This is a genomic window from Rugamonas brunnea, assembly GCF_014042345.1.
Classification (GTDB): domain Bacteria; phylum Pseudomonadota; class Gammaproteobacteria; order Burkholderiales; family Burkholderiaceae_D; genus Rugamonas; species Rugamonas brunnea.
Map to the genome: position 1 here is coordinate 119,771 of NZ_JACEZT010000009.1, position 24,517 is coordinate 144,287.

The following is a 24,517-nucleotide window of genomic DNA, read 5'->3' on the forward strand; positions in this document are numbered from 1 at the left end:
AAAATGTTGAAATAAAAATCACGAAAATTCGACAAACACTGTAGACTTCTCTTAACTTGCTTCCATCCTGAGCTTCCGTATGTCCGAGCCCACCATCCTGCAGCTGCAATGCTTCGTCGCACTGGCCGAACAAGGCAGCTTTGCGGCCGCCGCCGAGCGCTTGCACCGCACCCATCCGACCGTGCATGCGGCGGTGAAGGCGCTGGAACAGCAACTGGGACTGGTGCTGCTGGATCGTGGCGGCTATCGCGTGGTACTGACACCGGAAGGCGCCAGCTTTCTTCCCCGCGCCCAGTTGTTCCTGCGCGAATACGCCGAGCTGCGGCGCGGCGCGATGCAACTGGCCAATGGCGAGGAGCCGGAACTGCGCATCGTGATCGGCGACTTGTGCCCGCTGCCGGCCACCATGGCCTTGCTGGCGCCATTCTTCGCTGCCCGCCCCGGCACCCGAATGACGCTGTTTGCGGAGGCGATCAGCGGGCCATGGGAACGCCTCGCGCGCGGCGAGTGCGACCTGATACTGCATCACCGCGACCAGCCTTCGCCGCGCTATGAATCGCTGCCGCTGTACACGGTCAAGCTGCTGCCTGTGGCGGCGCCGGCATTTCTGCGCGGCTTGGGTGGCGGGCCGCCGGGACCACAACAGCTGCGGGGCGCGATGCAATGCGTCATCCGGGATTCCAGCTCCCGCCCCGGGGAAGCGAACTACCACCTGCTCGACGGCGCGCGCACCTGCAGCGTGCCGGACCAGGCGATGAAGCGGGAGCTGATCCTCCAGGGCATGGCGTGGGGACACATGCCACTGCACCTGGTGCGCGACGACATTGCAGCCGGCCGCCTGCTGTCGCTGGAGGGCGAACATCTGCCGGCCACCACGCTTGAACACTACGCCACCCGCCGGCGCGATACGGCCCATGGCCCGGTCGCGCGCGCATTGTGGGCACACCTGAACACTTAGCCGAACCTTAATCATCGCCAGCGCGTCGCGTTCGGGGCGCCACGCGGCGCCGCCTGCGGTTACAATGCCGCCTCCTCAGCATCAACGACCGGGTCACAGGCAAGCGCCAAGCCGCGCTTGCGGGCCCACACAAACGACCATGAAAGCTATTCCCCTCTCAGCGCTGGCACTGGCGCTGGCCACCATCCACGGCGGCGCCCTCGCCCGCACCGCCCCTGAACGCACCTGGAACACCTCCGCCGAACTGGGCGCCATCGCCACCTCGGGCAATACCGTCGGCGCCTCCATCACCGGCAAGATCGACGCCAAACAGGAGCTGGAAGACTGGAGCAACGAATACGTCGCCAGCGCCTACTTCAAGGAAGACGAAACCCATAACGCCGCCGGCCAGACCGTGCGCGAGCGCTCTGCCGAACGCTATTCGCTGTCGGCCAAGGCGGCCTACAAGCTGCTGGAAGAAGGCGAAAAGATGTTCGTGCTGGGCTCCCACGTGGGCGACCGCTTCGGCGCCTACAGCAGCTATTCGACGTTTGGCGTCGGTCACGGCTCGCGCTGGTACACGGACGAGGACAAGTCGGTCGACGTCGAAATCGGTCCCGGTTACTTCAGCGGCCGGCGCGCCGGCGGCGAGGTGGAGAAAGGTTTCACCATCCGTGGCGCGGCCGCGCTCAAATGGCAGGTCAGCGATGCCGCCGTGTTCACCCAGAACCTGAGCGTGGAACGGGGCACCTCGAACGTGCACTCGCTGGCCGAATCGGCGCTGCGCACCAAGATCAACAGCACCATGCAGATGAAGGCCGCCTTCAGCGTGCGCAACGACACCGACGTCCCGGCCGACAAGAAGAACACGGACACGCAGACCTCGGTCACGCTGGTCTATTCGTTCTGAACACGGCCATCTCCGCGCATCGGCGCGTAATTCCGCGCATAAGCCCCCGCATAATTTGCTATCATTCCGCAACCAATCATTTCGGATGACCCCATGACCACTCCACGCATTTTCGGCACCCCACTCTCCCCATCGGCCACCAAGGTCATGCTGCTCGGCTCCGGCGAGTTGGGCAAGGAAGTGATCATCGCGCTGCAGCGCCTGGGCGTGGAAGTGATCGCCGTCGACCGCTACCCGAACGCGCCAGGCCACCAGGTGGCGCACCGCGCGCACGTGATCAACATGGCCGATGGCGCCGCGCTGGCCGCCCTGATCGAACAGGAGCAACCCGACCTGATCGTGCCCGAAATCGAAGCCATCGCCACCGACACGCTGGCCGCGCTGGAGCAAGCGGGCAAGATCACCTGCATCCCCACGGCCCGCGCCGCGCAGCTGACCATGAACCGCGAAGGCATCCGCTGCCTGGCGGCCGAAACGCTGGGCCTGGCCACCTCGCCCTACCGCTTCGCCAGCAGCCTGGCCGAGCTGGAGGCCGCCTGCGCCCAGATCGGCTTCCCGTGCGTGATCAAGCCCGTCATGTCCTCGTCCGGCAAAGGCCAGTCGAAGATCGACAGCGCCGCCGAAGTCAAGGCGGCCTGGGACTACGCCGCCGCCGGTAGCCGGGTCGACGCCGGCCGCGTGATCGTGGAAGGCTTCATCGACTTCGACTACGAGATCACGCTGCTGACCGTGCGCTCGCTGGGCGCCGACGGCCAGATCGAGACCAGCTTCTGCGAACCGATCGGCCACCTGCAAGTCCATGGCGACTACGTGGAATCGTGGCAGCCCTGCCGCATGGACCCGGTGGCGCTGGAACGCGCGCGCGACATCGCCCACAAGGTCACGGCCAACCTGGGCGGCATGGGCGTGTTCGGCGTGGAACTGTTCGTGAAAAACGACATGGTGTGGTTCTCGGAAGTGAGCCCCCGTCCGCACGACACGGGCATGGTCACCATGGCCAGCCAGGTGCAGAGCGAATTCGAACTGCACGCCAAGGCCATTCTCGGCCTGCCGGTCAACGTGGCGCTGCGCGCGCCGGGCGCCTCCGCCGTGATCTACGGCCAGCATGAAGCCAAGGCTATCGCCTTCGAAGGCGTGGCCGACGCGCTGCGCGTGCCGGGCAGCGATATCCGCCTGTTCGGCAAGCCGGAGTCGTTCGCGCGCCGCCGCATGGGCGTGGCGCTGGCCACGGCGGACGACGTGGAAACGGCGCGCACCCGCGCCAAGGAAGCGGCGTCGCGCGTCAAACCCGTGCTGGCGAAGTAAGCGCATCCGGGACAGGCGGGCGCCCCGCCCGCGTGGCGGTGACTACCGCCTTGGAACTTGCCATTTGCATCAAATCGGCCAATACTGCCTGAGCTTGCATAGTAAACAAGACTGCAGTTTTGCTATTTTCCATTTGATCGCAAAGGAGGCTTGCCATGCCTGTCTGTCCCGTTGATCTCTGGCGCGCGCTGCACAGCGACGACTTTCCCGAGGGGGCGACCTTCCCCGACGGCAGCGCCCGTCCCGGCATCCTATACCCGCTGTTCGAACAAAAGACCCTGCCCAAACCGGGCGGCGGCACGCGCATCCGTGAGCCCGACGTGACGGTGCGCGACGGCATGGTGCAACCGGGCGGCGGCACTTCGCTGTTCGACCGCAGCCACTGCTTCAAGGGCAAGAGCTGGCGTTACTTCAACATACCGAAGGATACCGAGGTCGATCCCAACCTCAAGATCGTGTCCACTGGCTACAATGACTTCTTCGCGGCCGAGCATTACCAGATCGAGGTGCAAAAGCCGATGTTCGTGGCCGCGCTCAAGGGGGCGCTGGACAACCTGGCACGCGCCGCCATCGCCAGGTCCGTGGAAAACGCACACAAGTAAGTCAGGCTAACACGCCAGTCAGGAGAACAGCATGAGTATCAGCGCCCACACCGTCATCATGGCCATCCGCGCCATCGCCGCCAGGACCAGGGAACTGGAAACGCAGATCAACGCGGGCGATGAGGACGACGTTTCATACCTGGAGGAGGAGTTGATGGCCTACGCCAAGGCGCAAATGGACCTCAAGCGCCACTACACGGAAGTGCAGGGACAAAGCGACAACCTCCCCCCCTACGACAGCCTGCTCGACTAGTGCCGCAGGGCCGTCACATCTGCCGGAACAGATCCACGTAATTGCGGCTGACCACCAACTGTTCCGGCCGGCCTCTCAGCTGCACCATCAGCCGGCCGCGAAAATCCTGGCGCGTGCCGGCCACATGGCGCGCGGCCACGATCACGCTGCGGTGGATCTGCCAGAACTGCTGCTCGTCGAGCTGCTCGCGCAGTTTGCTCAATGGCGTGCGGATCAGGCTCTCGCCGTCGGCCAGGAACACGCTCGTGTATTTGTCATTGCTCTGGAAGTAGATCACATCCTCGATGGGGATCAGGCGCGTCTCGTCGCCGTGCGCGGCCCGTATCCATTGCAGGCTGGGCGCCGGGGCCGGAGCCGACAGTTGTGCCGGTGCCGAAGGCGTGACCGCTGGCACGCCCAGTTGCCCGGCCAGCTGCTGCAACAAGGCCTGCAAGGCGGCCGCCGACATGTCGCCGGAAATGGGCGCCTGCGCACCGCCACCGACCATGCCGCGGGCCTGATCCGGTTGCGCCCCCAGCGCGGCCTTCAGTTTCGCCACCGTCCTGACCAGCCGTTCCTGGCTGGCCGGCTTGAGCAGGTAATCGACGGCCGAATGTTCAAACGCATCCACCGCGTACTGGTCGTAGGCCGTCACGAACACGATGCGCGGCGGCTTCTCGCCTGAGGCCAGCCGGGCCGCCACGTCCAGCCCCGTCATGCCCGGCATGCGGATATCGAGGAACACCACGTTGGGCGCTTCCTCGTCGATCAGACGCAAGGCATCGAGGCCATTGGCCGCCTTGGCCACGATGCGCAGCTCCGGCCACGCGCTGGCCAGCTGGGTCTGCAAATGGTCGCGCAGGTGCGCTTCGTCGTCAGCGATTATGGCGCGGGGGTGGTTGATGGCGGGCTCCCGTTCAATGGCAGCAGCAGACGCACGGTCATGCCGCAAGGTTGATTTTCCAACAATTCTACCCGAGCCGCATCGCCATACAAAGTGCGCAGCCGTTCGCGCAGATTACCCAGCCCCACCCCGCCGCCACGCTTGACGGATACCGGCCCGGTGTCGCTCAGGCCCACACCCGTGTCGCGCACTTCCACGCACAGGCGGCCGTCCCGCGCCATGGCCGCGAGCACGATCTCGCCGCCTTCCACCTTCGGCTCCAGTCCATGGGCGACAGCGTTTTCCACCAGCGGCTGCAGCAGCATGGGCGCGATCACGACCGCCCGCAAATCGTCCGGCACGTCGATGCGGTAGCGCAGCCGCTCGCCCATGCGCACCGCCAGCACGTCGAGATAGGCCGCGATCAAGTTGGCGTCCGCACCCAGCGTCACCGCTTCCTCGCGGCTGGCGGCGAGGCTGGCGCGCAGGTAGTCGATGAAGCGTTCCAGCATGTGCGTCGCCTGGGCGGGCTGCGGCGCGATCAGGCTCACCACGTTGGCCAGGGTGTTGTACAGGAAGTGCGGCTCGATCTGGGCCTGCAACGCGCGCAGCCGGGCCTCGGCCAACTGGCGCGCGCTCGCCTCCAGTTGCTCGCGCTGGCGCGCGGCGTGGGTCTCAGCGGCGATGCGCCGTTCGCCTGACAAATGCACCACCAGCATGAACAAGGCGATGAAGACGGCCAGCGGCAACACCTGCGTCAAAGCCTGGCGGCTCACCAGCAGGTGCAGCGGATCGCCGCCGCCCAACAGTGTGAAACCCAGCGCGTAGCCGAGCAAGGCGCAGCCGCCCGTGATGGCCAGGCGGTAAGCCAGTTGGGGCAATCCGCGCGCGCGGCGTGGCCATCCGCCCAATAGCCGGTCGCCGGCCAGCGTACCCAGATGGATCAGGTAGCCGATCAGGTTACAGATCAGCAGCATCGGCCACCAGTAATCGGCGAACGTGGCGCCGCGGCGGCCGAACGCGAGGTTGGCGCCCGTCAGGCACACGGCCAGACCCAGGTTCCAGATGCCCGTATAGACGACATTGCGCAGCGGCGAGGACGGCCAGCGCCGGAACAGCGCGATCATCTCCAACGGATGCTGCACCGGCGCGTCCCGCGCCGGGCCGATTGCGTGCGTCATGCCGGCAATTCCCCGCGACCACCCTGCCCGGCGACCATGGCCGCGCCCAGCAATCCCCCGCGGGCAGCGGGAAGCTGGCGCAGGATCACGCTGAACATCTGCTCCACGTCGATCGGCTTGGCGATGAAATCGTTCATGCCGGCCAGGATGCATTGTTCCTGCTCGGCCTGCATCACGCCGGCCGTCATGGCCAGCACCGGCACGTCCAGCCGCAATTCGGCGCGGATCGCGCGGGTCGCCTCGAAACCATCCATCACCGGCATCTGCACGTCCATCAGCACGGCGTCGTAGCCGTCGGGCTGGGCGCGCAGCATGTCGAGCGCGACCTGGCCGTTGTCGGCCACGTTGACCTGGGCGCCCGCGAATTCAAGCATGCCGCGCGCCACGATCTGGTTCAGCGGGTGGTCCTCCACCAGCAGCAGCCGCAGGCCGGCCAGCCGCTGGGCCGCCGCATCGGGCGCGCTGGCCCGCGTGGTCTCGCCGGCGCGGTGGGCCAGCGCCTCATGCAAGGTGTCGAACAGGCTGGACGCCGTCACCGGCTTGATCAGGATGGCGCTGGCATCGCGCGCCTCGCCGGCCGCCATCAGCTTGTCGCGGCCGAACGCGCTGACCATGATCACTACCGGCAGCTCGCCCTCCGGCAAGGCGGCGCGCAGCGCCTGCATGGTGGCCAGGCCGTCCATGTCCGGCATCTGCCAGTCGGTCAGCACGGCGTCGTAGCGGGCGCCGCCGTCCAGGCTTGCGCGCAGCTTGGCCACGGCCTCCGGACCGGAGCGGGCGCTGTCGGCATCCCATTTCCAGGCGTGGATGGTCTTGCACAGGTAGTCGCGGCTGGTGTCGTTGTCGTCCACCACCAATAGTTTGAGGGGGCCGATCGGCATGGCCGGCGCAGCCTGCTCGGGCGCCAATTGCAGCGGCACCGTGACGGCGAAGCGGCTGCCGCAGCCGACCGTGCTGTCCACCGTGATGGTCCCGCCCATCAGTTCGACGAGGCGGCGGCAAATGGCCAGGCCCAGGCCCGTGCCGCCGAAGCGGCGCGTGGTGGAGGCATCGGCCTGGCTGAAGGCCGAGAACAAGCGGCTTTGCTGGACCGCGTCCATGCCGATGCCGGTGTCGCACACGACAAAGCGCAGGCTGGCGCTGTCGCCTTCGCGCGCGGCCACTTCCACCAGCAGCGACACCTCACCCTGCTCCGTGAACTTGACGGCGTTGGCCACCAGGTTGATCAAGATCTGCTGCAGGCGCATGGCATCGCCCACCAGCGACGGCGGCACGTCGGGATCGACGCCGATGGCCAGCTCGATATTCTTCTCGCCGGCGTTCAGCGTCATCACGGTGGCGATCGCATTCAGCACGTCGTTGAGCTGGAACGCCATGGGCGCCAGTTCCATGCGGCCCGCTTCGATCTTGGAAAAATCGAGCACGTCGTTCAGGATGCCCAGCAGCGCCTTGCCCGAGGCGAGGATCATGTCCAGGTATTTCTTCTGCACCGAGCTCAGTTCCGTATTGCCCAGCAGGTAGGCCACACCCAGCACGGCGTTCATCGGCGTACGGATCTCGTGGCTCATGTTGGCCACGAATTCGCTCTTGGCCCGGCTGGCCGCCGCCGCCCGCTTCTCGCTGGCGGCCTGCTGCAACTCGGAAGTCTTGCGGGCCGTGATGTCGGTGGCCATCAGGTAGGTGCCGGCCACCGCGCCGTCCGGCGCCACGTCGGGCACCAGGTCGACCATGAAGTGCAGGATGCGGCCGCCGTGGGCCATCTCCCGCTCGTAGTGGATACGCTCGCCGTTCAGTGCCCGCGCCAGTTCGGCGCGCCAGGGTTCGGCCGTGCCGATGGAAATGTCCTCAACCCGCTTGCCCAGCATGGACTGCGGATCGATGCCCCACTGGCGCTGGTAATGGCTGTTGGTGAACTGGTAGCGCCCATCCCGGTCCAGGTAGGCGATCAACACCGGCAGGTTGTCGGCGATGATGCGGGCCCGTTTCTCGCCGGCCGCGATCTGCTCCTCGTAGGCGATGCGGGCCGACACGTCGTGCAGGAAGGCGGTGGCCATATAGCTGTCGCCGTCGCGCACCACGCCCACCGACAGCTCGACCGGCACTTCGCTGCCGTCGCGCCGCATGGCCGGCACCCGCACGCGGTTGTTGACGATGGGGCCGGCGCCGGTGGCGGCGAACGCGCGCATGCCGGCCACGTGATGCTGGCGCAGCCGTTCGGGCACCAGCAGCTGGGCAATATCGGCGCCGATGGCTTCCTCGCGGGTCCAGCCGAAGGTGCTTTCGGCCTTGGCGTTCCATTCCGTGACGATGCCCTGGCTGTTGCAGCTGACGAAGGCGTCTGGCGCCCGTTCCAGGATGTTGCGGATCAGCGTTTCGCTGTCGCGCGTGCGCTGCTGGGCCACTTCGCGCTCGGCCATGAGCCGGTAGAACGCGCCGCTCAGTTCCCCGATCTCGTCGTTGCGGTTCAGCTGCAGCACCTGGATGCCGGCGCGGCTATGCTTGATGCGGCTGATATTGCGCCGCAAATGCTCCAGTGGCCGCAACAGCCGTTCGATGCCCACCCATGACAGCAGCCCGGCCAGCACCGCGAACAAGGCCGCCGCGCCGGCCGCCTCGTAGCGCATCTGGCGCAGCGGCGCCAGCGCTTCATTGCTGGGGAAACGGGCCGCCACAATCCAGTCGGTCTGGTGCAGCCGCTTGTACGAATAGATGCCTTTCACGCCATCCTTGTTCTCGGACTCGGTCCAGCCCTCGAAGCCGGACAGCGCCATTTCCGTGGCCCGGTTGCGGCCCGGCCGCTCATTGATGTTCTTCAGGATGCGCGCCTTGCTCGGGTGGCTCAGCAGTACGCCCTGCGCCGTCATGATGAAGGTGAAGCCGGTGCTGCCCGGCTTGAGCGCGCTGAGCGACTGGAACGGCGCATAGCGCAGCAGGTTGATGCCGCCGGCCAGCACCAAGGCCAGCTTGCCGTTGCGGTCGTACACGGGGGCCGTCACCAACACCGTGGGCGCACCGACGATATGGCTGAAGAACGGCGCCGAAATCACGCCATGGTGGCCGGCCACGGTACGGTCGAAATACGGCTGGCCGCGGGCGTTGAATGGTTGCAGCGGCATGTCGGTGTCAAACGTGTCGACCAGCGTGCCGTCGGCGGCGTAGACTTCGATGCTGTTGAACGCTTCGCGGCTGGTGGGGCGCTCGGCCAGGAATTGATGCAACTGGCGCTGGTCGCGGTGCGCCGCCTCGGGCACGGACTCGGCCAACGCCGCCAGCAAGGCCAGCTTGCCGGCCAGGTGTTCGTCGATGTGGGCGGCCGCGCCGGACAGCAATGCATACTGCTGGTTACCAATCACGGACTTCATGTCGCGTTCCGCCAGCAGCAAGGCCACCACCGTCACCGTCACGGTGGCGGCCAGGACCAGCAACACGACCAGCGTACTGAGCCTGAATTTCAAGGTGGAAGGTAAAAAACGGTTAAGCGGCATAAGCGATGTGGTCGTCACAACAACAATGAAATCCTAGTATCACACGGCGCGCCGCGAAAAACCATAGTGCCGCTTGTGGCGTGAGCGATACGCTGGGCCCGCCAGTCGGGCCACGGCCGCGCACCGGGTCGGATTTGTGGCGCAAGGCCCCCGTTTTACGCTATAGTTATTTCCCAGCTTGCAACAACGGAGCCCCCCATACAATGAGTGACAGCGTGGACACCAGGCAGCAGGCCAGCGCAGCGCCCTTTCGTTCCCCGGTGCTGGCGGCATTGTTGCCCATCGTGCTGCTGGCATTGCTCTACTACGGCGCGGCGCGACTGGGCCTGCTGCTGGCCTTCGCCCACAGCAACGCCACGCCCGTCTGGCCCCCTTCCGGCATCGCCTTCGCCGCCCTGCTGCTGTTCGGTTACCGCCTGTGGCCGGGCATCCTGGTGGGCGCCTTCGCCGCCAACCTGGTCGCGTTCCAGGCCAACGGCCTGCCGCTCGATGGCAAGGTGGTCGCGGTGTCGCTGGCCATCGCCATCGGCAACTCGCTCGAAACACTGGTCGGCACGGCCCTGATGCAGCGCTACACGGACGGCGCCCGTCCGCTCAACCAGCTCCACAACGTCTATAAATTCGCCGTCATCGCCATGGTCATGTGCCTGGTCAGCGCCTGCATCGGCAGCAGCGCGCTGGTGCTGTCGCACCTGGTGCCGGCCAGCGCCCAATGGACCGTGGTGAGCACCTGGTGGGTGGGCGACACGGCCGGCGTGCTGGTGGTCACACCCACCCTGATGGCCTGGCGCCACGCGCGCGGCCAGCGCTGGGGCAACGGGCTGGTGCTGGAACTGGGCCTGTCGCTGGCGATCCTGTGCGCGGTGCTGCTGCTGGTGTTCGGGCGCCACTACCAGGCCGACAGCGAAACCCAATGGCTGGCCTACCTGGTGCTGCCCTGCATCGCCTGGTCGGCCTGGCGCCACGGCCTGCGCGGCACCAGCCTGGTGTGCCTGGCGACGGCCAGCGCAGCGGTACTGGCCACCACCAACGGCCAGGGACCGTTCGCCACCGGCACCCTGAACGACGCCCTGATCACGCTGGAGAGCTATGTCGTCGTGTGCAGCCTGCTGGGCATGGTGCTGTGCGCGGACGCGCGCGAGCGCCAGCGCCTGGCCAAGCCCCTGCACGGGCGCATCGCCACCCAGTGGCTGACGCTGTTCGTGGGCGTGGCGCTCACGGTCACGGTCTGGCAACTGGTGGGCGCCAGCACCGAGCGCCGCGCGCGCGAACACTTCGACGTGAGCTGCACCAGCATCCAGCAGCGCATCGTCAAGCGCATGACGCTGTACGAAACGGCCTTGCGCAGCACGCAGGCCCTGTTCAAGGTGGCGCCCAACGTCACGCGCCAGCAATGGCACGATTACGTGGACGGCATCGCCATCGACCGCAATTTCCCCGGCCTGCAGGGCCTCGGTTACGCGCGCTATGTGCGTCCGGCCGAACTGCTGGCGCTAGAACACAGCGTGCAGGCCTCTGGCTACCCCCAGTTCCGCGTGTGGCCGCCGACGGAACGCGACGGCTTCGCGCCGGTGCTGTATCTGGAGCCGTTCACCGGCCGCAATCTGCGCGCCTTCGGCTACGACATGATGTCCGAACCGACCCGGCGCCACGCCATGCAGGCGGCGGCGCGCAGCGGCCGGCCCACGCTGACGGGCAAGGTGACGCTGGTGCAGGAATCGGACGAGCATGTGCAGGCCGGCTTCCTCATGTATTTGCCCGTGTATTACCCGGACATGCCGGTGGCCACGCCGGAACAGCGCGTGGCGGCCCTGCAAGGCTACACCTACAGCCCGTTCCGCACGCTCGACCTGATGCAGGACGTACTGGGCACTGACTACACGGCCGTGCAACTCGACATCTACGACGGCACCTCGACCGACGCCAGCGCCCGGCTGTACACCAGCGGCGGCCGCACGCTGGAACAGACGCGGCTCTACCCCAACCCGTTCCTGCGCACCAGTTCCCTGACCGTGGCCGACCACGCGTGGACGTTGCGTTTCACCTCGCTGCCCGCCTTCGAGGACGCCATCGACCGCCAGAAAAGCCATATCGTGCTGCTGGCCGGCACCGTCATCAGCCTGCTGTTCTTCGGCGTGGTGCGGGCCCTGACCGCGCGCCGCGAATACGCGGTGGCGCTGGCCGAGGACATGACGGCGGCCCTGCGCCGCTCGGAGAGTTCGCTGCTGGCGGCCAAGGAACAGGCCGAGGCGGCCAGCCGCGCCAAGACCGAGTTCGTGGCCAACATGAGCCACGAGATCCGCACCCCGCTCAACGCCGTGCTGGGCATGACCCACCTGCTGCACAACACGGAGCTGTCGCCTGACCAGCGCAAATACCTGGACATGATCACCCAGTCGGGCAAATCGCTGCTCAGCATCCTGAACGACGTGCTGGACTTCTCCAAAATCGAGGCGGGCCGATTGGAACTGGCGCCGGCCCCGTTCCAGCTGGCCACCCTGCTCGAAGCGATGGCCACCATCATGACCGTCAACGCCAGCGACAAAGACCTGGAGCTGGCCATCGGCGTCACGCCCCAGGTGCCGTTGCAGTTGATGGGCGATGCGCCGCGGCTGCAGCAGATCCTCATCAACCTGGTGGGCAACGCCATCAAGTTCACGGAAGCGGGCACGGTCTCGGTGCTGGTGGAACTGGCCGGGCGCGATGGCGGACAGGCCCAGTTGCGCTTCGTGGTGCGCGACACCGGCATCGGCATGGAACCGGCCCTGCTGCAACGCATGTTCGCGCCGTTCTCGCAGGCCGACGCCTCCATGACGCGCCGCTTCGGCGGCACCGGGCTGGGGCTGGCTATCTCGCGCCGGCTGGCCACGCTGATGGGCGGCGCCATCACGGCCCACACGGAGCCGGGCCATGGCAGCGAATTCGTGCTGACCGTGCCGCTGGCCGTGGCCGACGAAGGCACCGCGCGCCCCGCCGCCAACGCGCCGCTGCTGGTGGTGGACGACCATGCGGTGAGCCGCGACTACCTGTGCCAGACCATCCGCGCCTGGCACGGCGGCGCCGATGGCGTGGCCAGCGTGGAGGCGGCCGAAGTCCAACTGCGCCGCGCCGACACCCGCTACGGCGCCGTGCTGCTCGACTGGCAACTGCCGGGGGCAGAGGCCGACACCGCCATCGCGCGCCTGCGCGCCGCCGCGCCGGGCACCCCGGTGCTGCTGATGGTGAGCGCATACGGCCAGGGCAAGCTGCTACAGACGGACGTCTCGCACGGCGGCGACGCCGTGCTGCTCAAGCCGGTCACGCCGGAGCGCTTGTCGGGTGCGCTCCAGCAGGTGCACGCGGCCATGGCCAGCGCTCCCGCCGACAAGGTGCAGCAGCGGCTGGACGGCATCAAGCTGCTGCTGGTGGAGGACAATCCGCTCAACCAGATCGTCGCGCGCAGCATGCTCGAACACGCGGGCGCCCATGTGGATACGGTGGAAAATGGCGTGATGGCGCTGGACGCACTGCGTGCCGACAGCAGCCGCTACGACATGGTGCTGATGGACGTGCAGATGCCGGAAATGGACGGTTTCGAGGCGACCCGCCGCATCCGTGGCGAACTGGCACTGGACCTGCCGGTGCTGGCCATGACGGCCGGCGTGCTGCTGTCCGAACGTGAACAATGCATTGCCTGCGGTATGAACGACTTCATCGCCAAGCCGGTGGACGTGGAGCAGATGCTGCGCGCCATCGTGCGCAATCTGCCCGGCTCGCGGCGCCAGGCCCTGGCCCGGTGAACGTGGCGGTTGTGGCGGCTCGCGATTTAATGTAGTATGTGATATATATCTTTAGAAGCGCTCATCATTCAAGATCATGACCACCCTGCAACTAAACCCCGCCGCCATCGCCACCCTGGTCCACACCTTCTATGACGACGTGCGGGCCGACCCGGAACTGGCGCCCATCTTCAACGCCGCCATCGGCGACCAGTGGGAGCCCCACCTGGCCCGCATGGTGGAGTTCTGGTGCACGGTGATGCTCGGTCATAAGAGCTTCCAGGGCAACGTGTTCGGCACCCATATGCAATTGTCCGGCGTGGAACCGCAGCACTTCCGGCGCTGGCTGGACCTGTTCATGGCCACCGTCCAGCGCCTGTTCGCGCCCGAGGTGGCCGACGAATTCCTGATCGTCGCGCGCCGCATCGCTTCCAGCCTGCAGTACGGCTACTACGGCAAAGTCGTGGCGCAATAACGCATGACGAGGCATAGCCAACCCGCCATGTCTTTTTTTCGGCTTATAAGTAGTATTGCCAATACCTGTTTAAGAGCAACCTGCCATAATGGGTCATCCCAGCGGCAAACAAAGGAGATCACCATGAAAACCTTGCCCGACCATGTAGTCCACTACCGCAGCTCCCCCGTCTTCACGGACAGCACTGTACCGGAAGCCCTGCGGCGCGGCCACACCACGGCCGCCGGCGTCTGGGGCCGCATCACCGTGCTCGAAGGCAGCCTGCGCTACCGCATCACCGACCCCGCCGCGCAAGCGGAGGAACACATCCTGACGCCACAGCAACCCGGCGTGGTCGAACCCCGGATCGAACATGAAGTGGAAGTGATCGGCCCCGTGAAGTTCCAGGTCGATTTCCACCGCTAGGCCAACGCTGAAACTCTTCTCATTTTGCGCCATTAAAGATGCATGTGACATAAATCTTCAAACAACAACCACCTCGAAAGCAGACCATGAACATCGACAAATTCAAGCACCAGCATATCGACATCCTGAGCGACATCGCCACCCTGCGCAAACTGGTGCAGTCGGGAATAGTCAGCGCCGCACCGGCCATCGCGGCGCGCATCGTGTCCATGAGTGGCGTGATCAAGCTGCACCTGGCCGTGGAGGACCGGGTGCTCTACCCATCGCTGGAAGCGAGCGGCGACGCGGAACTGGCGCGCCTGAGCCGCCAGTACCAGGGCGAAATGGAAGGCATCGCGGCCAGCTACCTGGCGTTCGCGGCCAAGTGGAACACGCCGCGCCTGCTCGAACAGCAGCCGGAGGTGTTCCGCGCCGAGGCCAACCAGGTGCTCAAGACGCTGTATGAGCGCATGAAGCGCGAAGACCGCGAGTTCTATCCGGCTATCGAAGCGGCCAGCGCGGTGCCGCTGGCGGCTTGATTCAAAATTCCAGGTCTTCCGTGATGGCTGCCAGGCCGGCCCGGGCGCAGCCCTCGTCGGCCGCACCGTTGGGCGCACCGGACACGCCGATGCCGCCGAACGTCACCCCGCCCGCTTCCACCAGGATGCCGCCGCCCACGGCCAGCACGTGGCCGATATTGCGGATGCCGCTGGAATCCTTGTTGGCCTGCGTGCTCTCGGCCAGCGCCAGGCTGCTGGTCTTGAAGCTGATGGCGGTCCAGGCCTTGCCGGTCGCCGCGTCGGGGGTATGCATGCCAGCGTAACGGTCACGCAGCATCACTTGCGGCACGCCGCTGCGGTCGAGCACCGCCACGGCCACCTGGTAGCCGCCGTCGCGGCATTTCTTGAGCGCGGCCTGCGCCGCCTTGAGCGCCGTCTCCGACGTCATCAGCTTGACGGCGTAGGTGGTGTCGGCCGCTTGCGCGTGCTGCGTCCCCATCACCCCCAGTGCCGCGAGCAGCATTGCCGCCGCAGCCATGGTCCGTGTTCCTGCCTTCCTTACCACTTTGCCTTGCTGTTTCATGGTCGCTCTCCCTGACGTTTGCCGCCTGCGTGAGACGCCAGCCGCCCAACTGCTTCGGCCAGCGCGTTATCCAGATAACCGCCATACAGGCCGGTGGTATCGCCGCCCACGATGGGCGCGGCCAGCAGCGCGCCGCTGGCGTCCACCAGCACTACGGTGGGCGCGAAACGCGCGCGGTAGCGCGCCGCCAGCGCCTTGCCGGAGGTGGTGACGCCGTCGAAACCACGCAACGGCGCCGTGTCGACCAGTTGCACTTCCCGCACCACGGGCCGCCGCGCCAGCGGCAGGTCCCGTTCCAGCGGCAGCAGGTAGTTGCGCCGCACGACCAGGCAAAAGCCGCAGTCGGGCAGCGAGAACAGCAGCACCACGGGCATGCCGCGTGCCGCCGCCTCGGCGCCGTCGGCGCGCAAGTCCTGTGCTGGCTTCAGCAGTTCCATCAGAACTGCGGGTAGTACAGCTTGGACGGTTCCAGCTTGTAGGTCCACGGCAGGCCGGCGTTCTTCCAGCCGTTGACCACGCGCTGCCCGGCGTGCGGACCATCCTTGGCCAGGTCGCCCTCGAAACCGTCCACCACCGTGTAGACCTTATGGTAACCGAGCTGCATCAGCAGGTTGGCGGCCCGGCCGCTACGGTCGCCAGAACGGCACATCAGGATCACCGTGTCGTCCTTGCCCAGCCCTTTGGCCGTCATGCGGCGCGCCAGCTCCGGGCCGAAGTCGTTGTTGACGGACATGGCCCAGCGGCCGGCCTTGGCGTCCCAGCCCGCGTCGTCGGGATGCTCAAGGTAAGGGATGTTGGCGTCGGCCACGGTGGGCATGCCCAGATAGGCCACCTCGTAGCGGGTGCGCACGTCGACCATGTAGGACTTCGCGCCCAACTGCTGCTTGAGGGCGTAGGCTTCCTTGGCGTCCAGGTACTGCGCGCCGTCGGCGCGCTTGGCTTCGGGCACGTCCGCCGCGTTGAATGCGCCGGCGTGGCCCGCCGCGCCGGCCAGCGCCAGCCAGAGCGCGGCGCACAGGAGGCGGGATCTCGATTGCATGTCTTTCTCCATCGTGAAGACCCTCACAGGGCGATGCCCGGATTGCCGTCCATGCCGATCAGGCGCGGCGTGTTGAGTTTGCGCGGCGCGACGGTCTTCTTGTCGCGCAGCCACTTGCCCACCACCTCCCACACCGGCTCACCGGTCGCACCTTCGGCCACAGGCGCCCAGCCGGCCACCTTGTAGGTCTTGTCGGCCTCGATCAGTTTGCCGTTCAGACGCATGTCCTGGATGCGCGCACCCATGCGCGCGTTCGGCTCGATCGCGTACTGCATGCCGCCCACCCGCACCATGTCGCCGCCCTGCTGGTAGTAAGGGTCGGGATTGAACAGGTTGTCGGCCACGTCCTCCATGATGTTCTTGATGGTGGCGCCCGTCATCTCCGTCAGCGTGCTGTAGGAATAGGTGGTCGCCGTCTGGTCCATCAGGTGTTCCATCAGGATCGGACTGTCCGGCAGCAGCGAAGTGCCCCAGCGGAAGCCGGGCGAGAACGCCAGGTCGGCGCCCTTCACGTCGATCAGCGCATCAACGATCAACTGGTCGAAGGTGCCGTTGAAATTGCCGCGCCGGTACAGCGTGCCCTGGGTCATGGCCAGCTTTTCATTGAGCTTGGCCTCGTAGGGCGCGCGGATCTTCTTCACCAGCGCCGCCATGTCGCGGTCGGCCGGCAGGAAGTTGGAGAACACCGGCAGCAGCTTGTAGCGGAAGCCCTGGATGGCGCCATTGCGCACGTCGAAATCAAGCACGCCGAGGAATTTGCTGTTGCTGCCGGCATTCGTCACCAGCGTCTTGCCGCCGCCGTTGGCGACGATGACGGGCGCCGGCATGCCGTCGTGCGTGTGGCCGCCCATGATGGCGTCGATGCCGCGCACGCGCGAGGCCATCTTCAGGTCCACGTCCATGCCGTTGTGGGACAGCACGACGACCACCTTGGCGCCCTTGGCGCGGCACTCGTCGACCATCTTCTGCATGTTCTCTTCCTGGATGCCGAAGCTCCATTCCGGCACCATGTAGCGCGGGTTGGCGATCGGCGTGTACGGGAAGGCCTGGCCGATGATGGCCACCTGCACGCCGTTCATCTCCTTCATCACGTAGGGCTTGAACACCGGGTCACCGAAGTCCGTGGTCTGGATGTTCTGCGCCACGAAATCGACCTTGCCATTGAAGTCGCGCTCGACGATCTCCTTGACGCGCTTGTCGCCCAGCGTCATCTCCCAGTGCGCCGTCATCACGTCCACGCCCAGTTCCAGGCAGGCGTCCACCATATCCTGGCCATTGGTCCACAAGGCCGTGGCCGAGCCTTGCCAGGTGTCGCCGCCGTCCAGCAGCAAGGCGCCGGGACGGCTGGCGCGCATGCGCTTGACCAGCGTGGACAGGTGCGCGAAGCCGCCCACCTTGCCGTAGGTGGCCGCCGCCTGCTCGAAATTGAGGTAGGTGAAGGCGTGCGCCTCCGGCGTGCCCGGTTTCATGCCGGTCTGGCGCAGCAGCTGCTCGCCCACCAGGTGCGGCATGCGGCCCACGGCCTGGCCCACGCCCAGGTTCACGTTCGGTTCGCGGAAGTACACGGGCGTCAGTTGCGCGTGGCAGTCCGTGAAGTGCAGCAGGTGCACATTGCCATAACGTGGCACATCGTACAGCGCGCCGGCCGATGGCGCTGCCAGCGCGCCCTTGGCATCGAGCAGCATGCCGCCGGCCGCCGCGATGCCCATCACCTGCATGAATTCTCGCCGACTCAGACTCATATCGTTTTCCTTATCAATCTTATGCGATCGCCGTGTTTCACTGATTGACGGGCGATGCGGGGTCCAGCAACAACGCCATCACGTCGCGGATCTGGGCTTCGGTCAGGATGCCGTTGTGGCCGAAGCGCGGCATGCTGGAGCAGGCGCGGAAGGCCTGCGAGTTAAAAATTTTGCCCCAGGTGTAGCGCACGATCTCGGGACTTGTGCCGCGCAGCTTGCCGTACTGGTACAGCGACGGGCCGATATTGCCGAACGAGATTTCATCCTTGCGCAACTGATGGCACGCATAGCAATTGCCACCGTTGACGCTGCCCACCGCGTCCGACGACTGCATGCCGCGTCCGTTCTGGGCGATCTTCTCGCCCTCTTCCCACTTGCCCAGCCAGACGCCGTCGGCCGGATAGACGATGGTCTTGAGCTGGCTCGCCTCGATCTTCGCGTCCACCTTCTTGCTACGCGCGGCCGGCTGTTCGCTGCAGATCTTCTGCACCTCGTCCTGCTGCACCACGCGTTCGACCGTGGCCGGGCCCTTGGAGCGGAAGTCGGACGACAGCATGTCGTGCGCCATCTTCGCGTAGTCGGGGCCGGCCGCCGCCGCCGTGGCGCAGGCGGCCGCCATCAGTGCCATCACTGCCTTGTCGATTTGTCGCATCTGCGTCTCCTTAACGTTTCAGCGCGGGCGCGTCGAACTTGCCGCCTTCCGCGCTCTTGGCCAGATACATGGTGAGCGCCGTCACCGCGTCCGATGCGTACACGGGCTCGGGGAAGCGCTGCTGGCGGAAGCAATCCATCAGCCGGTGCTGCATGGTGCGCACTTCGCCCTGCGACACGCGGTAGGCCGGCCACGTGGTGTAGGCCGCCTGCGCGTTGGCCTTGTTCAGGATGTTCGGCAGTTCCTGCAGCCGGATGCGCTGGCCGTCCGTGCCGTGGCAGGTGGCGCATGCGAAATCGTGCGCGCCGCCACGGTAGAAGAACAGCTTCTTGCCGACTTCATAGGCCTGCTTTTCCAGCGGATGCGCGGTGGAGACGGTCATCGGCATGCCGCGCGATTCGGCCGCCACATAGCTCATGATGGCTTCGATGTCGGACGGTTTGCCGGGCGAAGCGAACGGATTCGCCAGCGCCTCGGCCTGGGTCAGGCCCTGGATCGTCATGCGGCAGTAAGCGAGGCGCTGTTCGGCGTCCATCACCTTGCCGGTGTCCTTGAAGAAGCGCGGCAGCGAAGCGTAGGCACCTTTCAGCACGCCCGGGCCCTGGCCCATGTCGCACGTCTCCAGCGAAGCCTGTTTGGGGCCCGCCTTCTTCTTCCACAGTTCCTCGCCGCGCATTTCCCACAGCTCGGCAGGATTACCGTCGGCCAGCATCTGCCGGTACTTGGCGATTTCGTCTGTTGCCGACGTTTGCGCCCACGCCGGCAAGGCCGCCAGCGCCGACAGGATCAAACAAGCTTGTCTTTTCATGGTGTCTCCTCTGTTTGCTTGCCTGGCGTGGTACTTGGTCAGCTGATGACGCCTTCGTCGGTGCGCGTGTCGCCGGTGTTGTCCACCCAGGTCACGCTGACTTTATCACCCTTGGCGCCGCCCTTGAACTTAAACGACAGGAACGGGTCTTTCGACACGGAGGGGCCAAACTGCGCGTCCAGCACCACCTTGTCCTTGCACTTGACCACCAGCGTCTTGATGTGGTGGGCAGGGATGACCTTGCCCGCCGCGTCCTTGCGCTGGCCCGTTTCCATATCGTGACGCATCAAAATCTTCACTTCCACCGTGTCGCCCGCGGAAGCGGCGCGAATACGCATCGGATCACCCATGATCTTTCCTTTACTGTGATGTGTTTAAGAGACTCGCCGGCGCGCGGATCAACCGCCGCAACCGCCCAGCGTGACCTTGATTTCCTTGCTGGCGACCAGCCACTTGCCGTCCGCCTTGACCAGCGCGTGCACGTTGGAGGTGGCGCCCATCTTCACGCGGGTGCTGATGGCGGCCTCGGTACCGGCCGGGATGGCGAAACCTGCCGACATGGCGCTCGGGTTCTTGTCCACCAGGATGGCCATGTATTCGGTGTTGGCAGCCTTGGACGCGATCGATACCGGCACCACGGCGCCGTTCTCGGCGATATCCGGGCCGCTCACGGTTACGTCCGGGCTGACGGCGAACTTGTCGCCACCGAGCGCCTTGAGCACATCTTCCAGGCTCTTGGCGTCAAACACCTTCTGGCTCCATTCAGCCGCGAAGACGTCGGACGGCTTGAGCAGGCCCGCCGTAAATGCCATGCCCAGCACGGACGAAATCCGCAGCATGTCGCGTCGACTTTGATTCATCACTCTCTCTCCTATCGAAAAATACAGGGCTGGCTAGTGGCCAGGCCCACGGTTGGCGCAGTCTTGCCGCTGCCTTTTTGCTTGCAATTGGCTACTATCTTACGTCCTTACCCGGCACTTATTTGGCGCCGCCCAGCACCCAGGCCACCAGGGTCTGGAGTTCATCATCCTTCAGGCTGGCCTGGGCCGGCATGGGGATGGCGCCCCAGGTGCCGCCGGTGCCAGCGCGCACCTTGGCCGCCAGCGCGGCGGGCGCGCCGGCATCGCCGCGATAGCGGGCCGCCACGTCGCTGAACGCGGGACCGACGATCTTGTTGGTGATGCCGTGGCAGGCCACGCAAGCATTCTGTTTGGCCAGCTTCAGGCCTGCACTTTCGGCGGCCACCGGCGCCGCAGCAGCGGCAGCCGTTGCGGCGGCTGGCGCGGCACTGCCGACCGGCGCCGTCGGCGCGGGCTTGGTGGTGTCGGCGCCGCGCACGGGGCCGAAGGTGCGGTTCTGCAGCGCGATATTACCGTGCGCATTGCGCGATGGCTCAGGCAAGGTAGAACGCACACCCGGTTCGACCGGGCAGTTCTTCATGCAGGCCACGCTGTGCACATCGGGCTTGCCCTTGATGTCCCACATGCCGTGGTTGGTTTCCATGCCGTTCCGGTTCGGCATGCGCTTCTGCACCTCGGCGATGTTCTGGTCCGACAGCGTGAAGTCGTCCGGCACGATCTCGCCCATGTTCAGGATGTAGGCCAGCACCGCATACACCTCGTCCGTCTTGAGCGACTTGGGCGCCGTCCACGGCATGGCGCGGTTGATGTAGTCCCACAGCGTCGAGACGGTGGCCACTTTCATCAGCGTGGTTTTTTGCGGCTGGCGGCCGGTCTTCAGCGCGGCCACGTGGCCGGTCTTGATGTCGTCGGGCGTGGTGCCGCCCACGATGGGCGTGAACACTTCGTTCGATTCACCGAAGGTGCCGTGGCAGCTGGCGCAGCGTCCTTCCCAGATCACCTGGCCGGCAGCCACGGTGCCCGAACCCTTGGGCAAGCCCTTGAAGTCGGGACGCACGTCGATGTCCCAGGCCGCCACCTCCGCCGTGGTGGCGGGACGGCCAAGTCCGGTCGGCGTGGAGGTCACGGCGGACGCCGGTGCTGCCTGCGCCTGCCAGCCCGCCCCCGCCATGGCGAGCGCAAACACGAGAGCGGATTTAATAAACCTGGACATTGGACACCTCGCCGGATTGTGCGACTTGCCAGGACTGGATCGCATTGTTGTGATAGATGGATTTGGTACCGCGCACGGCGCGCAGCTCGTTGATCTTGGGTTGCACGTAGCCCGTCTCGTCGATCGCGCGCGACTGCAGCACGGCTGGCGAACCGTCCCACACCCAGTCGATGTTAAAGCGCGTCAGGCACTTGGGCAGCACCGGCGATTCCAGCCGCGCCGTGCGCCAGTTGCGCCCGCCGTCCACGGACACGTCGACCCGCTTGATCCGGCCCCGTCCCGACCAGGCCAGGCCCGTCACGTTGTAGAAGCCCTTGTCGAGCAGGGTCTGCCCGGCCGACGGCGTGGTGATCACGGATTTGCATTCCTGGATCGAGGTGTACTGGCGGAAGTTCCCGTCCGGCATGGCGTCAATGTAGTGGACCGCTTCGTCCTTGGTCGCGTAAGGCTGGTCGCCCACTTCGATCCGGCGCAGCCACTTGACCCACGACACCCCCTGCACACCCGGCACCACCAGCCGCAGCGGATAGCCATTCTCGGGACGCAGCATCTCGCCGTTCATGCCCCAGGCCACGATCACGTCGTCCAGCGCGCGGTCGAGCGAGATGGTGCGCGTCATGGCCGAACCGTCGCCGCCTTCGGCCAGGATCACGCGGGCGTTCTTCTTGTCGTAGCCGCATTCCTCCAGCAGCACGGACAAGGGCACGCCCGTGAATTCGCTGCAGCTGAGCATGCCGTGCGAATACTGGACGGTGGGCACGGCCACATTGCCCCACTCCATGGCCGTGTTGGCGCCGCATTCGATGAAGTGCATGCGCGACACGGACGGCATGCGCATCAGGTCGTCCATGGTGTAGACCTTGGGCGTCTTGACCATGCCGTTGATCATCAGGCGGTGCTTGGACGGATCGATGTCGTACCAGCCCTGGTGGTGGCGCTCGAAATGCAGGCCGCTGGGCGTGATGATGCCGAACAGGCCTTGCAGCGGCGTGAAGGCGACGGAGGCCGCGCCCACCCGCGTCAGGCCCGGCGATTCCCGGCGCAGCAGATTGGTCTCGAACTTGGACGGCATGCCATACGGATTGCTGGCCACCGGCTTGCCCAGCGTGCGCGCATGTTCGGGCAGGTTCAGGATGTTGGGATCGCCGGCCGGCTGGGCCAGCGCCTGGCCGCCGGCCAGGGCCGCGCCGGCAGCCAGGAAGCTGCGCCGCAGGAAGCCGCGGCGTTCCTCGTTCAAGCCTGAGGCCGTGATGTCGGCGGCCAGCTGGCCATCGACGAAATGTTCGGGCGCGCGCAGGATGCGGCCCCGCTGCGTGGGTTCATTCGCCATGAGGTGTCTCTCTCCTTGCTACAACAATATAGTTATATGACCATTTAGGCATATATTACTTACAAGAAAGCCGCCGCCTGCGCGGCTTTCCCCTCAGTCGTCGCCGACCATGAACGTGCCCGCCACCTGGCCGGCGGACGCGCGACTCTCGATCCGGCTGGCCATTTGTCCGCAGACGGTGCGGCACAGGTCGATCGTAGCCTGGTCATCTATCCGGTAATAGACTTGCGTACCTTCCTTGCGCCTGCCCAGTATCCTGGCCCGGTACAGCATGTTCAGCTGGCGCGACACATTGGCCTGGGTCGATTCGATTTCCGTCACGATCTCGCCCACCGGGCGTTCGCCGCCACACAGGGCGTGCAGGATCTTGAGCCGCGTCGGTTCCGACAGCAGGAAGAAGTAGTTCGACACTTCCTCAAACACTTCGCCCATGGCTTCCCGGCCTAAATTTTCTTTCATTTCACAATTCACTATATGCCTATATGCGCATATAACCAGATTCGCAGCGGAAACGCAAGCGCGCGCCCTATTTCGCCTGCAAGCTTTCGCGCTCCATCAGGATGTACGTGTCATAGGCATTGAGGCGGTTGGCGGCTTCAAACGCAGGATAGGCGGCGAAGCGGCCCCAGTCCGTTTGCGCATAGGCTTCCTCGAACGGCACCATGTCGGCCACGGCCGCGCCCATCTTGTCGCGGAGAAACAACAAATAATCCTGGGTCAGGCGGATGTCGTCCAGCGGCGCGCGCGACATCTCGCCGTGGCCGGGCACCACCACTTGCGGGTGCAGCGTCAGCATGTGGTCGAGCGCCGTCAGCCACACCTTGCTGTCGGCGTCGCCCACGAAGGGGATGCGGCCCGTGAAGAACAGGTCGCCGGCGAACAGCATGTGGTCCTCGTCCACGGCCAGCATGATGTCGCCCTCGGAATGGGCGCCGCTGGTGTCGATCAGGCGCAAGTGCAGACCACCCATTTCGAAGGCGATCTCGCTGCCCTGCGCAAAGTGGAGCCAGCGGTCGGCCGGCACCAGCCGGGTCTGGGCATTGACCCACGGCGCCAGCGCCACACGGCGCTGCGCCAGCCGTTCGCGCGCCAGGTCCGACGCCAGGTACTGCTTGCCATTCTCGTGCGCCCACACCTCGACTTTTGCACCGCCGCGCGCCTTGAACGCCTGCAAGCCATAGAAATGGTCGGCATGGTAGTGGCTGATGATGATGCGCCGCACGGGCTGGCGCGTGACGCGCGCGATGGCGGCCAGCATGGCCTCGCCCAGCGCCGGACTACCCAGCGTATCGAACACCAGCACCCCGTCGTTGGTCACGACGAAGCCGGCGTTGGACATGAAGCCCTGGTTCTCGGCCCCCGCCACGCCAGCCTGGCCATGGAAATAGTAGACATGGGGCGACACGGGGATCGCCTCCAGCTTGAGCGCCGCCGGCGCGGCCGCGACCGGCCGCAGCACCAGCATCGTCAACGCCAGCAGAGTGCACCATCCCTTGTTCCAGATCCGCATACCGTCTCCCTGTTTTCAGCGCCGCCGCAACGAGTTGCTGTTTGGCATCAAATGCGCTACGGCGTCAATATAGCACCATTTGCGTATATGCCTATAGAAGCATATATGGTTTAATTGGCGCAGACAAC

General features: G+C 65.8%; 24 protein-coding genes. 9 read left to right on the forward strand and 15 right to left on the reverse strand.

Annotation, left to right across the window (positions count from 1 at the left end; genetic code table 11):
* Positions 1–79: 79 nt before the first annotated feature.
* From H3H37_RS14965 to H3H37_RS14985, 5 genes are all read left to right on the forward strand, one after another.
* Entirely contained in the window at positions 80–958 is an 879-nt protein-coding gene (locus H3H37_RS14965) for a LysR family transcriptional regulator (RefSeq protein ID WP_182163850.1), read from the forward strand.
* A 139-nt stretch (positions 959–1,097) separates the two neighbouring features.
* Entirely contained in the window at positions 1,098–1,847 is a 750-nt protein-coding gene (locus H3H37_RS14970; RefSeq protein ID WP_182163852.1) for a DUF481 domain-containing protein, read from the forward strand.
* A gap of 93 nt (positions 1,848–1,940) precedes the next feature.
* Complete coding sequence (gene purT, locus H3H37_RS14975) at positions 1,941–3,152, forward strand: formate-dependent phosphoribosylglycinamide formyltransferase (RefSeq protein WP_182163854.1); 1,212 nt, start codon at positions 1,941–1,943, stop codon at positions 3,150–3,152.
* Between the two features lie 155 nt (positions 3,153–3,307).
* The gene (locus H3H37_RS14980; RefSeq protein WP_182163855.1) at positions 3,308–3,754 is read left to right on the forward strand and encodes a Tse2 family ADP-ribosyltransferase toxin; all 447 of its coding nucleotides are present in this window, start codon (positions 3,308–3,310) and stop codon (positions 3,752–3,754) included.
* A gap of 31 nt (positions 3,755–3,785) precedes the next feature.
* Entirely contained in the window at positions 3,786–4,007 is a 222-nt protein-coding gene (locus H3H37_RS14985) for a Tsi2 family anti-toxin (protein ID WP_182163856.1), read from the forward strand.
* 13 nt (positions 4,008–4,020) lie between these two features.
* Here H3H37_RS14985 and H3H37_RS14990 read toward each other — a convergent pair whose 3' ends face one another.
* The 3 genes from H3H37_RS14990 to H3H37_RS25880 are packed head-to-tail and all read right to left on the reverse strand — an operon-like array spanning position 4,021 to position 9,505.
* Positions 4,021–4,848, reverse strand: a complete 828-nt coding sequence (locus tag H3H37_RS14990; protein WP_229218865.1) for a LytR/AlgR family response regulator transcription factor — start codon at positions 4,846–4,848, stop codon at positions 4,021–4,023.
* 20 nt (positions 4,849–4,868) lie between these two features.
* Complete coding sequence (locus H3H37_RS14995; protein ID WP_182163858.1) at positions 4,869–6,050, reverse strand: sensor histidine kinase; 1,182 nt, start codon at positions 6,048–6,050, stop codon at positions 4,869–4,871.
* On the reverse strand, positions 6,047–9,505 hold the full coding sequence (locus tag H3H37_RS25880; RefSeq protein WP_229218852.1) for a response regulator: 3,459 nt from the start codon (positions 9,503–9,505) through the stop codon (positions 6,047–6,049). Before H3H37_RS25880 ends, H3H37_RS14995 begins: the two co-directional genes overlap by 4 nt.
* Before the next feature lie 233 nt (positions 9,506–9,738).
* Between H3H37_RS25880 and H3H37_RS15005 the strand changes: the two genes are divergently transcribed.
* From H3H37_RS15005 to H3H37_RS15020, 4 genes are all read left to right on the forward strand, one after another.
* Positions 9,739–13,314, forward strand: coding sequence for a CHASE domain-containing protein (locus tag H3H37_RS15005; protein ID WP_182163860.1), 3,576 nt, complete (start codon positions 9,739–9,741; stop codon positions 13,312–13,314).
* 76 nt (positions 13,315–13,390) lie between these two features.
* On the forward strand, positions 13,391–13,768 hold the full coding sequence (locus H3H37_RS15010) for a group III truncated hemoglobin (RefSeq protein ID WP_182163862.1): 378 nt from the start codon (positions 13,391–13,393) through the stop codon (positions 13,766–13,768).
* A gap of 123 nt (positions 13,769–13,891) precedes the next feature.
* Entirely contained in the window at positions 13,892–14,173 is a 282-nt protein-coding gene (locus H3H37_RS15015; RefSeq protein ID WP_182163864.1) for a TehB family protein, read from the forward strand.
* Positions 14,174–14,259: 86 nt separating this feature from the next.
* On the forward strand, positions 14,260–14,691 hold the full coding sequence (locus H3H37_RS15020) for a hemerythrin domain-containing protein (RefSeq protein ID WP_182163866.1): 432 nt from the start codon (positions 14,260–14,262) through the stop codon (positions 14,689–14,691).
* Between the two features lies 1 nt (position 14,692).
* Here the strand turns inward: H3H37_RS15020 and H3H37_RS15025 are convergent, their stop codons facing one another.
* The 12 genes from H3H37_RS15025 to H3H37_RS15080 all read right to left on the reverse strand — a co-directional run bounded on the left by H3H37_RS15025 (position 14,693) and on the right by H3H37_RS15080 (position 24,389).
* Positions 14,693–15,190, reverse strand: a complete 498-nt coding sequence (locus H3H37_RS15025) for a GlcG/HbpS family heme-binding protein (protein ID WP_182163868.1) — start codon at positions 15,188–15,190, stop codon at positions 14,693–14,695.
* 41 nt (positions 15,191–15,231) lie between these two features.
* Positions 15,232–15,672 carry a thioredoxin family protein gene (locus H3H37_RS15030; RefSeq protein WP_182163870.1) on the reverse strand — a complete coding sequence of 147 codons (441 nt, stop codon included), beginning with the start codon at positions 15,670–15,672 and terminating at the stop codon, positions 15,232–15,234.
* Complete coding sequence (locus H3H37_RS15035; RefSeq protein WP_182163872.1) at positions 15,672–16,274, reverse strand: rhodanese-like domain-containing protein; 603 nt, start codon at positions 16,272–16,274, stop codon at positions 15,672–15,674. Before H3H37_RS15035 ends, H3H37_RS15030 begins: the two co-directional genes overlap by 1 nt.
* A gap of 23 nt (positions 16,275–16,297) precedes the next feature.
* Positions 16,298–18,016, reverse strand: a complete 1,719-nt coding sequence (gene soxB / locus H3H37_RS15040) for a thiosulfohydrolase SoxB (RefSeq protein ID WP_182163874.1) — start codon at positions 18,014–18,016, stop codon at positions 16,298–16,300.
* A 37-nt stretch (positions 18,017–18,053) separates the two neighbouring features.
* Positions 18,054–18,668, reverse strand: a complete 615-nt coding sequence (gene soxX / locus H3H37_RS15045; RefSeq protein WP_182163876.1) for a sulfur oxidation c-type cytochrome SoxX — start codon at positions 18,666–18,668, stop codon at positions 18,054–18,056.
* A gap of 10 nt (positions 18,669–18,678) precedes the next feature.
* Entirely contained in the window at positions 18,679–19,476 is a 798-nt protein-coding gene (gene soxA / locus H3H37_RS15050; protein WP_182163878.1) for a sulfur oxidation c-type cytochrome SoxA, read from the reverse strand.
* 38 nt (positions 19,477–19,514) lie between these two features.
* A complete protein-coding gene (soxZ, locus tag H3H37_RS15055; protein ID WP_182163880.1) occupies positions 19,515–19,826 on the reverse strand; it encodes a thiosulfate oxidation carrier complex protein SoxZ in 312 nt (103 codons plus the stop codon).
* Positions 19,827–19,874: 48 nt separating this feature from the next.
* On the reverse strand, positions 19,875–20,336 hold the full coding sequence (gene soxY / locus H3H37_RS15060; protein WP_182163882.1) for a thiosulfate oxidation carrier protein SoxY: 462 nt from the start codon (positions 20,334–20,336) through the stop codon (positions 19,875–19,877).
* A gap of 118 nt (positions 20,337–20,454) precedes the next feature.
* Complete coding sequence (locus H3H37_RS15065; RefSeq protein ID WP_182163884.1) at positions 20,455–21,549, reverse strand: c-type cytochrome; 1,095 nt, start codon at positions 21,547–21,549, stop codon at positions 20,455–20,457.
* Positions 21,533–22,879 (reverse strand): sulfite dehydrogenase, encoded by a 1,347-nt coding sequence (gene soxC, locus H3H37_RS15070; protein ID WP_182163885.1) that lies wholly within the window; start codon positions 22,877–22,879, stop codon positions 21,533–21,535. The genes H3H37_RS15065 and soxC overlap by 17 nt, the downstream gene beginning before the upstream one ends.
* A 93-nt stretch (positions 22,880–22,972) precedes the next feature.
* Positions 22,973–23,338: an ArsR/SmtB family transcription factor gene (locus H3H37_RS15075; RefSeq protein ID WP_229218853.1), complete on the reverse strand. Its 366-nt coding sequence runs from the start codon at positions 23,336–23,338 to the stop codon at positions 22,973–22,975.
* 67 nt (positions 23,339–23,405) lie between these two features.
* A complete protein-coding gene (locus tag H3H37_RS15080; protein WP_182163887.1) occupies positions 23,406–24,389 on the reverse strand; it encodes an MBL fold metallo-hydrolase in 984 nt (327 codons plus the stop codon).
* Positions 24,390–24,517: the final 128 nt, after the last annotated feature.

Coding starts and splice junctions, on each gene's coding strand:
- H3H37_RS14965 (WP_182163850.1), top strand. CDS start 80: ATGTCCGAGCCCACCATCCTGCAGCTGCAATGCTTCGTCGCACTGGCC.
- soxB (WP_182163874.1), bottom strand. CDS start 18,016: ATGAGTCTGAGTCGGCGAGAATTCATGCAGGTGATGGGCATCGCGGCG.
- H3H37_RS15020 (WP_182163866.1), top strand. CDS start 14,260: ATGAACATCGACAAATTCAAGCACCAGCATATCGACATCCTGAGCGAC.
- H3H37_RS15030 (WP_182163870.1), bottom strand. CDS start 15,672: ATGGAACTGCTGAAGCCAGCACAGGACTTGCGCGCCGACGGCGCCGAG.
- H3H37_RS15015 (WP_182163864.1), top strand. CDS start 13,892: ATGAAAACCTTGCCCGACCATGTAGTCCACTACCGCAGCTCCCCCGTC.
- H3H37_RS15025 (WP_182163868.1), bottom strand. CDS start 15,190: ATGGCTGCGGCGGCAATGCTGCTCGCGGCACTGGGGGTGATGGGGACG.
- soxX (WP_182163876.1), bottom strand. CDS start 18,668: ATGCGACAAATCGACAAGGCAGTGATGGCACTGATGGCGGCCGCCTGC.
- soxY (WP_182163882.1), bottom strand. CDS start 20,336: ATGAATCAAAGTCGACGCGACATGCTGCGGATTTCGTCCGTGCTGGGC.
- H3H37_RS14970 (WP_182163852.1), top strand. CDS start 1,098: ATGAAAGCTATTCCCCTCTCAGCGCTGGCACTGGCGCTGGCCACCATC.
- H3H37_RS14995 (WP_182163858.1), bottom strand. CDS start 6,050: ATGACGCACGCAATCGGCCCGGCGCGGGACGCGCCGGTGCAGCATCCG.
- H3H37_RS15065 (WP_182163884.1), bottom strand. CDS start 21,549: ATGTCCAGGTTTATTAAATCCGCTCTCGTGTTTGCGCTCGCCATGGCG.
- H3H37_RS15075 (WP_229218853.1), bottom strand. CDS start 23,338: ATGAAAGAAAATTTAGGCCGGGAAGCCATGGGCGAAGTGTTTGAGGAA.
- soxZ (WP_182163880.1), bottom strand. CDS start 19,826: ATGGGTGATCCGATGCGTATTCGCGCCGCTTCCGCGGGCGACACGGTG.
- soxA (WP_182163878.1), bottom strand. CDS start 19,476: ATGAAAAGACAAGCTTGTTTGATCCTGTCGGCGCTGGCGGCCTTGCCG.
- H3H37_RS15005 (WP_182163860.1), top strand. CDS start 9,739: ATGAGTGACAGCGTGGACACCAGGCAGCAGGCCAGCGCAGCGCCCTTT.
- H3H37_RS14985 (WP_182163856.1), top strand. CDS start 3,786: ATGAGTATCAGCGCCCACACCGTCATCATGGCCATCCGCGCCATCGCC.
- soxC (WP_182163885.1), bottom strand. CDS start 22,879: ATGGCGAATGAACCCACGCAGCGGGGCCGCATCCTGCGCGCGCCCGAA.
- H3H37_RS15035 (WP_182163872.1), bottom strand. CDS start 16,274: ATGCAATCGAGATCCCGCCTCCTGTGCGCCGCGCTCTGGCTGGCGCTG.
- purT (WP_182163854.1), top strand. CDS start 1,941: ATGACCACTCCACGCATTTTCGGCACCCCACTCTCCCCATCGGCCACC.
- H3H37_RS14980 (WP_182163855.1), top strand. CDS start 3,308: ATGCCTGTCTGTCCCGTTGATCTCTGGCGCGCGCTGCACAGCGACGAC.
- H3H37_RS15010 (WP_182163862.1), top strand. CDS start 13,391: ATGACCACCCTGCAACTAAACCCCGCCGCCATCGCCACCCTGGTCCAC.
- H3H37_RS15080 (WP_182163887.1), bottom strand. CDS start 24,389: ATGCGGATCTGGAACAAGGGATGGTGCACTCTGCTGGCGTTGACGATG.